The organism is Salicola sp. Rm-C-2C1-2 (assembly GCF_040196175.1).
Classification (GTDB): Bacteria; Pseudomonadota; Gammaproteobacteria; order Pseudomonadales; family Oleiphilaceae; genus Halospina.
The window spans coordinates 51252-62352 of record NZ_JBEFNF010000007.1; the positions used below are offsets into that span (position 1 = coordinate 51252).

Annotated in this window: 7 protein-coding genes; 2 read left to right on the forward strand and 5 right to left on the reverse strand. The window is 54.7% G+C overall.

What is annotated here, in order from left to right; translation table 11 throughout:
* Window positions 1–51: 51 nt before the first annotated feature.
* Window positions 52–858: a hypothetical protein gene (locus AAF659_RS11995; protein ID WP_349751995.1), complete on the forward strand. Its 807-nt coding sequence runs from the start codon at window positions 52–54 to the stop codon at window positions 856–858.
* Between the two features lie 287 nt (window positions 859–1145).
* Here AAF659_RS11995 and AAF659_RS12000 read toward each other — a convergent pair whose 3' ends face one another.
* A complete protein-coding gene (locus tag AAF659_RS12000) occupies window positions 1146–2069 on the reverse strand; it encodes a viperin family antiviral radical SAM protein (protein ID WP_349751996.1) in 924 nt (307 codons plus the stop codon).
* Between the two features lie 102 nt (window positions 2070–2171).
* Between AAF659_RS12000 and AAF659_RS12005 the strand changes: the two genes are divergently transcribed.
* Window positions 2172–4157 (forward strand): hypothetical protein, encoded by a 1986-nt coding sequence (locus tag AAF659_RS12005; RefSeq protein WP_349751997.1) that lies wholly within the window; start codon window positions 2172–2174, stop codon window positions 4155–4157.
* Window positions 4158–4282: 125 nt separating this feature from the next.
* On the opposite strand, the gene AAF659_RS12010 is transcribed toward AAF659_RS12005, so the two are convergent.
* From AAF659_RS12010 to AAF659_RS12025, 4 genes are read right to left on the reverse strand one after another with little or no spacing between them, the layout of a single operon-like run.
* Window positions 4283–5137: a DUF7281 domain-containing protein gene (locus tag AAF659_RS12010; RefSeq protein WP_349751998.1), complete on the reverse strand. Its 855-nt coding sequence runs from the start codon at window positions 5135–5137 to the stop codon at window positions 4283–4285.
* 2 nt (window positions 5138–5139) lie between these two features.
* Entirely contained in the window at window positions 5140–6384 is a 1245-nt protein-coding gene (locus AAF659_RS12015) for a hypothetical protein (protein WP_349751999.1), read from the reverse strand.
* 2 nt (window positions 6385–6386) lie between these two features.
* Window positions 6387–7028, reverse strand: coding sequence for a condensin complex protein MksE (locus AAF659_RS12020; RefSeq protein ID WP_349752000.1), 642 nt, complete (start codon window positions 7026–7028; stop codon window positions 6387–6389).
* Window positions 7018–10752: an ATP-binding protein gene (locus tag AAF659_RS12025; RefSeq protein WP_349752001.1), complete on the reverse strand. Its 3735-nt coding sequence runs from the start codon at window positions 10750–10752 to the stop codon at window positions 7018–7020. Before AAF659_RS12025 ends, AAF659_RS12020 begins: the two co-directional genes overlap by 11 nt.
* Window positions 10753–11101: the final 349 nt, after the last annotated feature.

Consider the following 11101-nt stretch of genomic DNA (forward strand, 5'->3'; position numbering starts at 1 on the left):
CCCCTGAACTACTTTTACCGCCCTAGCCAAAAATCAGCCTGGAGGATGCCAGTGAGCGACGGAGAAACCACCTATAGCGAGGAGACTCTTAATCAGATCGTTTGCTGGCGAGAGACGTTTACACGTTGGTTTGTATTGGATAGCAAGGAAACGAAGGATTCGCCCAACTCAAAAGAGAGGACCACCGTCTGTGTGAGTCTCGACCACTACCAGACAGAAATTGACGATTTTCTCGTCGCTCTCAACGACCTCCAGTGTGAGATCAAATCGGTCATCATCTTTCAGAAGGGCAAGGCCTTCAGTAAAAAAGACCTTGAATTGGGTGTTAATAATGGTGGTGGCTGGGGTTTCGGTTGGGGTGTCTCTGTGCCAGACCGAATTCAGATCTTTTACGAACAAGTCGAATTCATCACATACAGGGAATATCTGAATCGCCGTGGCGCGGCTAGAGACGCAACCCAAGCTCGCATCAAGAAGGCACAGCGCCAGGCCGAGATTGACGAGGAAGTGCGAAAGATCCGCACGGAACGGGAGAGGCAGAAAGCGTCACAGGAACAGGCTGAGGAGCAAAAACGCCAGACCGAACAGCAAATCAATGAGCTCGAGCGTGAACAGGCATCAGTTCACAACGAGATTGATTCGATCAGTAAAAATGGGATTAAGAAAACCAAGCGCTCCCTGATCGGTTCCGATATCGTCTATAACTTTAATTCGATCAACTACGAGACCCTTGAAGAAGCGGAGTCAGCCCAAGAGCAGCGCCTCCAGGAGCTACACGACGAATCGGAGAGGCTTCAAAAAGAACTTGATCAGATCCGGGAATCCGGAGACGACGGGCAACCTAAGAGGGGTCTCTAACTGACAGGGGCCCAAACATAATTCTCGAACTCCGCGTCACAGCAGGGAGCCATTGAAATGGTTGTAACCAATGGCTCCCTACCCTTCTTACCGTTGGCTAGCGACCCGTTTCACGACCGACTCCAATTCCACCAAAGCTCGTTTCTTTCCTGGAGTCGAAGGAATCACCACGATCCCCTCCCCGTCAGGGGCCAATAGCTTCCCATGCTTCCGGCCGCGCTTAAACCTCCATCCCTCACGGACTAACCGTTTGGCAAAAAGGTCTACGTCCTTATCAGAGGAGATTTTCATACTGCACCTCCACTGTCACCAGAATACCGGGAGCAGAACCTGCTGGCGTTGAAGCTTATCTGCTTAAACGCTTTCTCCGCACCGACCTCTAAGACAGGCTGACTGTACTCATAGCCCGCAGAACAGGGAGAGTTTTGGAAAAACCTTCCCTGTGGGTCGAGCATGAGGTATGACTCCACCATGTCCTGGTTATCCTCAACGACACTGATACTCCGGTACTTGCGATGACGGTCAACAAAGTACGCAAACTGCTCACTCGTCACGGTCATTGATCGATCCGTCACAGGTAAAACTCTCAAAATCTTCCACTTATCCGGCTGTATCAGAGATATGAGATCCGAAAAGTCGTCTTCCCAGTTAACCTGGTTAACAACGGTATTCAGTTTGATCTTGATCGCCGGATTGCGTTCCCTGATAGCTACAACCGCCTTTCGCAGCCGTTCCAAATCCAGGAACTCCCCTTGCGAATCCACACGTCCAATAAGCCGATTGCTGAGCGGTTGAGCTGAGTCGATGCTGATACCAAGCACCTCCAACCCTGAACCGATGCGACGTGCGATCTGTTCTGTCAGGAGGCTTCCATTGGTAATCAGGGAAGCTCTGAATCCGACTCGACGAGCAAACCTCACGGTCTCTTCAACAACAGAAGGAAACAGAAGCGGTTCACCCCCAGCGATATTCAACCGCGTACTAAACCATGATAATTCCCAAGCCAACGGATTCCGGGAATTACTCGGGTTGAAGAACTCTCTGAGCTCCAACAGCAGCTGACGTATCTGGTAGTCTTGGCGAATCAGGTCCTTTACGGACTCATGGCGCTCCCAATGGGCATAGCAGTACCGACATGAGAAATTGCAGGCTTCTGTCAGGTGCCAATTAATGACCAATTGATTCTGATTGTGAGCGTTACTCTGCAGCATCGTTGTCCCTCTAACGTTTTAGGATTTGAGAGGGAACGATAATTTTTGAGCTGACCGGCAGGTGGAAAACGGTTTCCCACCCCCTGAGGTTTCCTAAGGTTTATGGCTAACATCCCTTCACAAGAGGCCATCCTCGCGTTCATCCGCGACATCCTCGATGCAGGCCCTGCGGATAAGAAGAGGAAGGAGTATGAAGAGCTTCGACGTCAAAGCGACAAGCAGTTGGCAACCACACAGGATTATTTGGACGAAATCACGGCCACGCTAGCCCTCGATCCCACTGCTCAGCGCCATGCCTTAAGTAATTACGATGCCTTTTACAGCGTTAACAACTTCCTCGAGCGCCACATCTGGGTTTCAAGTGCCAGCCAAAAACACGTTCTGTGGCTCATGGCAACGCATGTTTACGCGCCCGGTCTGGGTAGACACCTTGCTTTCTGGGACTCTGCTCAAAGGACGGACCCTGGTATGCCAGGAGGTCGCTTCTGGTACCTACCATGCGTGGTTCAGGAGGATGATGACCAGCTAACAATGCCAATAACGCAGGTGATGGATTGGCTTCTCGATCTGCTCTCATGCTCGCTGGATAAGCTGGCACAAACGCTTTCAAGCTCAAATACCATTCCCGGCCGAGAAAAGGACGCAGTTGCCGACACGAACTCGATTCGGAAAACGTTATGGAACTGGTACAACGTATCTGGGACGCCTGGAATTAGTAAGATCCAGGAATTCTTCAACAACCAAATCCACCTCAACTTCAGTGGCACTTTCGATTGGAACAAGGGCGAAAACACCGATGAGGACTTTAGGAGAGCGCTCGATTTCTGTATTCAAAAAGAACTCACGCCTCAATCACTGAGACGTGAGATACCTATTACAGAGGCGAAGGCAGCAGAGCTTCTTGAAGGTGGTCAACCAAGCGCCGAAGACAAACGCCACTTCTGCAGCCTCCTCGCTCAGCGGTATCACACACCCTCCGTTAAAACCATTCGAAAGCGCCTTCTATACGCAAGAGCGTTCCAAGCAACCTACTGGAAGCTCGTCAAGGCGATCGAAGTACCTGAACGAAATGCAAGGCTTGCAAACCCGGAGCTGAATCAAGCCATACAGGTGGTCTCACTGTTTCAGACTGTGTACAACCTCACGGTCGACAGCTGCAGTCAAACTAACGACGAAAACGAAGAACGTCGTTTGTTTGGAGAATCCCTAGAAAGACGCTTTCCGCTGGAGGCTTGCACATCGCTACTGGCTATAAATCCATCTGATGGGCATCTGGAGCTTCTTGCTAACCAACTGAATAAGAAGCTCATGGAGCTGGATGAAGCTCATTCCATAGAGGATGAGGCTCTTTTCAATCTGTCGAAAGAGCGGTTCGAGGGTGTGTGGAAGCGAAAGCTCGAATTTCTGCAAGCTTGCGATGATGATCTTGAGGAAAGTCGCTGGCTAAATAACGCGCCATCTGATGCGGAGTTGTACCGTCGGATAGATCGATCCAGAAATTGGCAGGCACTGAACAGTGTCGTTGGCTCCGACACAATTTCCTTGGCCGTGAGGCGTGCCGCAGCATGGCGAACGTTAGAAATCGCAGAGTCTGAAGTAAAGCGTGCTTACGCGCTCGTTAGCCTTCTCGGACAACTTCTGAATGATCCGGATAAACGCTACCGCTCTGTAGACACTGAAAAGATGGCTGATTCACTGCTCAACCGTTTAAGACAGCTTGACTCAGCAGGTGGCCTTGATCCCTTGGTTATGCAGCTTGAAGCCAAACATGAACTCTCGAAAAACCGCATAAAGGAGTCCAGGAAAAAGCTTGGCGAGGCCCATCACTATCTACGCAAGCAGGGCTTTGGTGACCTTCGGGGCGAGGTCGCTCGTGATGCGCTGGCTGTATTTGCTAGCGGAAGACATCCTTGGTTTAACCTAGAAGCATGCGATCAATATATATTATCAATGGTGTACTATGGCGGGCTTGAGAGGCCACTTCCCTCCATTCCGACAACCGAGCAAGTAGTAGAGCTGGCAAGGGAATACTTTTGGAATAAGCTATATCAGCCCTATGAGAGCTATCAAGATCTACGAAGCAATTGAGCTATTCCCCTTAGCTTGTAGTAACTCTGATCTGCCCGTAACACCAACCGCCGCTAAAGCCACTCCAACCTGTATAAACACGAAAGGGACAAAATTCCCGATTGGTTTATGGGTCCCCTACTGACTCAAGGAACGCTTAAGGTTGTTAACGCCACCTTATGGGAAAGCAGCGCCTCTTGCGTAACCGCCAATTGTTGGGTCGACATATGGCGCAACACGTCACCGAGTTCTGTAGAGCCACTTGCACCTATCGCGCGCTGAAGCTGCTCCTGTTGGGCATGGAACGCATCAACCTTGTTCCCCTGGAACTGGTGAGTCATGGAAGACCAGTTCCGCGGGATGACGATGGACCCTTTCCCCGCGTCGATGGCCATCGCAATGCCGGCAGGATCGAAGTCAAAAAACATCGCTAAGTTCTGTGCAGGCTGGTTGTTAATCAAGCTACGAACATCGCGAGCACTTGCTCCATGACCGCGATATACCAAAACGCTATGATCCCAAGGTGAGGGGAATGAGAGTTGGCGGCAATAGTGAAATAATGTTCCGTTTTCAATGACCACCAGCCGCTGTTGAGACAAACGCTCAAGATCAATTTGCTCACCACGCAAGCCAACAAAGCTCAGCGAGCGCGGAAGGCGGAAGTCACCGTCAACCATTGGTACTGCTGCCTCGCCAAGGGTAGAGACAATCACTGACTGCTCAAAAACTCCCTGCCTGGCCAGCTTCTCATTGGCTCCATAGCGCACCTGCTCCATTCGATCACCGCCAAGCTCATGCAGCATCGGATCCCTACCGGTATCGCGCTCCAGGGCGCGGCGCAACTGGCTCCACTCAGGTTCGGAAATCCTGTAACCGCCCTTGGTTAGACGCCCGATCCCAGTATGTTCCGCGATTTCGTCCCATACGTTTGAGCGACGAACCCACGACTTGCCTTGCGACAAGGCCTGTCGGGCAGCCTGGTAGTGGCGTTTCTGCAACATGATCAGCGGGCCTCTGCGGCGGGACCGAGCCATATATCGCTGACAAAATCATTGCCATCGAATATCGAGCTGGTTGTGACCTCGAACGACATGTGGATCCTCGCTTGATCTCGTACATGCAGTGCGTCCACCGCGCTGGCGACGGCCTGTAGCCAGTCCGAACGATCGTGATCCGGAAGCTGATTGCGTGCTAAATCGGCGGCGCTGACCTGCGCCGAGGCACTACCCCGCTCGAGGATGAATGAGATCAGCTGCTCCACCGCCTCATCAAGTGGATCATGCTGCTCGTTAACGGTCTCCGGTTCAACGCAATCATCGATGGGCTGCGGCTCGTACTCCTGCGTTGGTGCTGAGGCAGCCGGTTGGCGGCGGGCCTTGGCTGCCAGCGGTACCGCCACCTCGTCCTGCCGGAAGTCCTCGGGGTTGTTGTACGCCTTCAGAGTCATCGGGCGTGCCCGGTTGATCGGTGTCGGGCACCTGGAAAGGTCCATATCCTCGATGCTGGGTGTGAATCCCGGGTGCTTGTCGTAGTGCTCGCCGATCGCGTCAATCATCTGGTTCAGACGCTGACTCTCGCGCTGTTGCACCAGCATGCGACCGAGGTGCTCCAGCGCCACGGAGAGCGTGTTCTGTGCCTGCTCAACCTCAGCCTGGAGGTGCTTGAGCAACAGGCGTTTCAGAAATGGGGTGTTGCCTGCCTGCTCGGCCAGATCGCTCACCCGGAACGTGCCCAGCAGATCATTCAAGCGTTGAGCCTGGCGGATCACCTTCTCATTTTCCTGGATGCGCAGCTCCGGATTAGTCACATAGGAGAAGCCACCGTGGATGTATTTCAGGTAGTTCGCGGTTGTGGTGCTGATGTCATCGATGATCTCGTGCATCAGCTCCCGGATCTCACGCTCCAGCCGTTCCCGGTCCTCAAAGGCACCCTGCTGGACGGACGCCCGGTAGCTCTCGAAGCGATCTGTAACCGTGCTCCAAAGCTGGGCGATGTTCTCGTTGGCAAGCTGGCGCCGGTGAGCTTGCGTCTGCTGGTCGAGGAGCCGGACAACGGGGTTCTTCAGCTGGTAGGGTTCGCTGGCATCCATCCGCCAGATTAAGCGGTGCTTTCGCAGTGCCTCGATTGCCGCCGCGTTTTCATCTGTCTCATCAACGCCGGAACCGGTGGTCAGGTATGTGTCGATCACAAAGTCCGCGTGGCGCGCAAGTGAGCGCAACCCCGCCTTGGCATCGTCTTTGGACGCCATCGCTAAAACGCCTCCACCTGGTCGACATCGCTCGATTCATCGGCCGCCTCAATACCCTCGTGGCGCTGGATGAACGATAGGGTGTCGTAAAGCCAAGACCATTTGCCAGTAGCCTGGTAGACCGTGCCGCTTCCGGAGAGTTTCTTGAGATAGCCCATTTCAGAAAGCTTGTTCAAAACGGCCGCAAGTTTTGCCTCGGTTTTTGAGGCAGAGCTTTTGAAAAGTCCCTTCTCAGTCAGCGCATCGAGCGACCGGCACAGATCCTGGGCGTTCTCCAGGCTGGCAAGCAGCTTCGATTGGGTGATGTGATCGCCCGGGGTAATAACCATCCCGTGGCTGTCCGCGTTTTTCGCCAGCCTAAGCCAGTGAACCAGCGCCTCCATGTGATTGACCACCTCACTGAACTCGGCCCTCACGTTGGCTTTGGCCTCTTCGCTGTCGAGATGAATGTAGGCGCACAGCCAGGCGTCTTTGCTGCTCGTTTGGCGGACCTGGCGATTGAGGGGCTCAAGATAGGCGTCCACCTTATCGAGGTTGGCTTGCTCCGACAGATAGTTGGTAAGTGCCTCATGGCGGTACTGGCAAAGAATTTCACCTTCGAGCAGCGCCTTGACGCATTGCTGGAACAGCGGGTTATTCGACATCAGCACTCTCCTGTGGGACTTGGGTGCTCTGCAGGTAGTCGGCAACACTGCTGGCCGGAGTTTCGCCGGAGGCGGCCGCGAAGCTCTGCAGACGTCCGTTGTGCAGGCGGTACTTGTTCTCGAAGAACTTGCGCAGATTGTGATCGAGCTTCGGGCAGGCACAGAGCATGGTCAGGTTGTACTGCTCTAGCATGTCCGTCAGCGCGGCGATATTGCGGTCGTCGAGGCTTGCCAGCTCATCGATCGGCCAGGTAATCCGAATCGCGTCATCGGGGCACAGGTAGCGCGTCATGGACATGAAAATCCCCATGATCGCCAGATAGGTCAGCCCGGTGGAGCTCGCATCCACGAAATCATTGTCGTTTTTGATGACCGCATCACGGTGGGCTTCGCGGATGTGGATCCGCATATCGAGCAGCGACTCGATGGTATCGCCAACCCGTGATTGCTTGAGCGCATCATCCACCTGCTGGAACTGGCGCACCAATGCCTCTGGCGGCAGCGTTCCGGAAGAACTCATTTGCCACTGCTCCCAGGCCTGCACAAAGTCGTTGAGCGGCGCCCAGGCCTCGTCTTCGTGGATGCGCGGGATCAACTCAATACCCACATCCTGCAGCGAATCAATGTTCATGGTGAGGTTGATTTTCGATCCCAGCTTTCGTGAGACGCGTTCAACCTCGTTGACGAACTGGCGCAGGCTCTCGTAATAGCCATGGAAATGCTGGGCTTCGCTGCGAAAGGACTCAATAAGGTGGCGGCGAAGGTGCGGCACGGTGTCATCCAGCAACGAGCGGATGTCCTCGACATATTCCAGTCTGTCCTCGTCAAAGTTCACATCATCTGCCATAACCTGGCGGGCCTCGGCCCGGCTGCTCATCTTGTTCGCCCATTCCTGCTGGATGTCTGAGCCGTGGTAGCGCTGAATGGTCGCTCGCGCCTGGGAGAACATCTCCTTGACCTGCTTGTGGAGCTTGTGCTGCTGGGAAAGCAGCGTGCCCAGCTCATCGGTCAGTGACTGGAGATCCCCAGTGGAGGCTGTGTCATCGGCCGGGTCGATATCGAGCTCGGCGTTGAACAGCGTTTTGCGGGCATGACCTAGAAGCGCCTCGAGCTTCTTTGCCTTGGCTTCGAGGTCTTGGCGATCACGTTTGATAGCGTCAACTTCGCGGTTATGGGCGGCAGTCGCCTCCTCGCGCTCGCGCGTTAGCCGATCAACCTCAGCTTTCTGGGCATTGCAATCACGCTCAAGTTGCTCGAGCCGCCCCCAGTCTTGCTCCAGCCAGCGGTTGTATTCAGCGATGGCGTCCTGGCTGTCCTCAACGCGTTTAATGAAGTCTTTCAGATCACTCAGGCGCCGCTCAACAGTCTCCAGCTCCTTGGTGTCAATTCCCTCATCGCGGCATGCTTTATGGAATGCCTCATCCATGCGTTTCAACCGCTGCTTATGGTCGGTCTCCGCCTCCTTGATCTGGGTCTGCACCGTCGAGCGCTGAGTCTCAAGATCCTGCCGTGCATCTTCCCACCGGCTTTTGGCCTCCAGCTTCTCGGCGTTGTAACGCTCCGTCAGTGACACAACCGTATCTTCGGTGACCTGGTTGTAATGCCTGAGTTCTTCGCGTTTGCGCTCAAGCTCTTGCTGTGCCTGGGCGCGACGTTGTTCGACTTCCTGTTCGATCTGCTGAGCGATCGTGTCGCGCTGGGCCCGTGCGCTGTCATATTCGCTCTGCGCCTGCCTGGATGCGACCTTCGCGGTCTCGAGCGCATTTTGACACGCGTTGAGGTGCGCCCGGGCCTTCTCCGCGTCTTTCTCCGCGTCCTTGATCTTCTGCTCGGCGCGCTGCACATCCTGATCAATAACCTCAAGGCGCTTGGTGAGCTCCTCTACCGACAGGGCGATTTCGGGGGTGGGCTCTCCAAGCAGCGCCTCCAGATTAAGCTGCCAACCCAGCACTGTCTCGCTATGGTGCTCGATCTGTTCAGGCGAGAGATCGCTTCGCCGCAGAATCTCGGGATTGATAAGCTGCGCAATTTGAGCGACCTCCTCCTTTGGGTGCGATCTCAGGCGATAAAGCCAGCTGCTCGAATCAACGTTGATCTCGTCACGCAGTGCATCACGCTTGGCGGCGTGCTGGTCGCACGTTTTCACGGCATCGTTATAGGCCTCAACCGCACTCACGTGGGATTGCTGAGCTTGATTGAGCTGGCTCTGCCTTTCGTGCTGCTCGGCGTTGGCCTGTTTCAGGGTGGCCTCAGCGTCGTGAAGGCGCTTGTTACTGTCACTCAGGCGCCGGCGTTGTTCGTCATCAGGTCCCTCGTGCTTGATCCGGGTTTCAAGCTCGACAACACGGTCCGTTAAAAGCCTCTCCTGCTCTCGTCGGCTGTCGCGATAGTCGGTAATGGCGGTGAGCTTTTCGTGGTCCTTCCGGGCCAATTCCGACTCGTGCACCTTATCACCTTGCTGAATCCGGTTATCGAGCTGGCTGACCTGGGCCTCCAGATCCCGGTGTGTCTGACGGTAGTGCTCAATTTCGCCATCCCTGTTTCGCTGGTGATTATCCCGGATCTCGTTCAGTTTGCCGGTGAGATGGTTGTACTCGCGCTGGATATCCTGGAGGCGCTTGCGATAAGTCCCCAGGTGTTGCGCCTCGCCGGCCAACTCAGCGATACCATCCCGCTCGTACTCATCCCGGCGCTGGTAAAGCGCTTTAATACGCTGGTCGAGCGTTGTCAGCTGGGCTTCAGCGTCGGTGATCCCCTGGGCCCGTTCGCGATCGAGCGCTTCAAACGCTTCGCGTTTTTCCTTTTGCTGGGCTTCGTTCTGTTCAATGGCCTGCTTGAACCCGGTGAGGCGATCGCCCTCGGCTCGGATGGTACTCTGAAGTTGCCGAGCCGTACCATGGACACGCTCGGAGACGCCCTGGCGCTCCGCGTCACGCTCAAGCAGCTCGCGCATTCGATCGGTTTCCGCATCGAACTCCGACAGACTGCGGATATTCTTAGCAAGGTCGGTGCCGTTGATCGCGCTCCGTGCCTGGCGCAGATGGAGGTCCTGGAACTGTGTATCGCAAATCATCTGCTTGAAGCTGCTCATGAGGTTATTCTTCTTCAGAACCACATTCGTCAGCTTCTCAAGATGCGCCATCTGGCTGTTGCTTCTACCCATCCCATACTGATTCGCGAGCCGGCGAAGATTGCGCGCCTCAGAGGGATTGTCACGGCTTAACGGTGGCGTGCGCTGAATGATCGCCCGGTATTCCTTAATGGTGCGGATTGGACCCGAAACGTCAAAGCTCTCTTGCAGAAGGTCGAAAACCTCCTGAGCCGTTGCACTGTCGGCCATGGCCTGTCGGACATCCTCTCGCAGGAAGCTGGCTTCGGCACTGGCTTTGACGAACCGATACCGCAACTGGCCGCCGCTGGTGCCCCGATGGCGGAACATGACGGCGCAGCAGAGCCCGTCTTCGCGCGAATACTCAAAGATGATCATGCTCTGGAGGGACGGCAGAAAGTAGTCGAGAAAACTCCACTTCCCACCGGTGCGTGACACCAGCCGTTCCGGCTCCTGGCCGTAGAAAGCGGGAATCAGCGACAGCGTTGAGGTCTTACCGGCACCGTTGCCACCCCCGAGGTGAGTACGCCCCCGGCAGGGGATGCTGATGGTGCGCCCTCGCACGTTGCTAAAGCTATCGTGGAGGATGATCTGTTCAAGCCCGAAACCGCTCATAAGGATTTCCGTCACACATTAAATTAGCAAGAGGAAATTAAAGCACCCGTGCTTATAGGCATCAATGCTGGCCATAATGAGCGCTGATGCACTGGGTAACCCTCACTGCAGAGGAAGACTTCAGGCCCCTCAAATATGCTCCGTATTCCATTAACAATTCCATTGGTTAACGGATAGCCGCTCTGAATCTACAGCTCAACACAGACGGAGGTTTATCTATAACTTTCGACTCTCATCCACTCAAAATATGACCATTAGTTATATTTCCCATCCTCTACACGACGTAGGCGAAGGGTGCCTAAAAACGCTATCATCCATTGCCCAGTGGTTAGGAATGCTTTATGGGCAC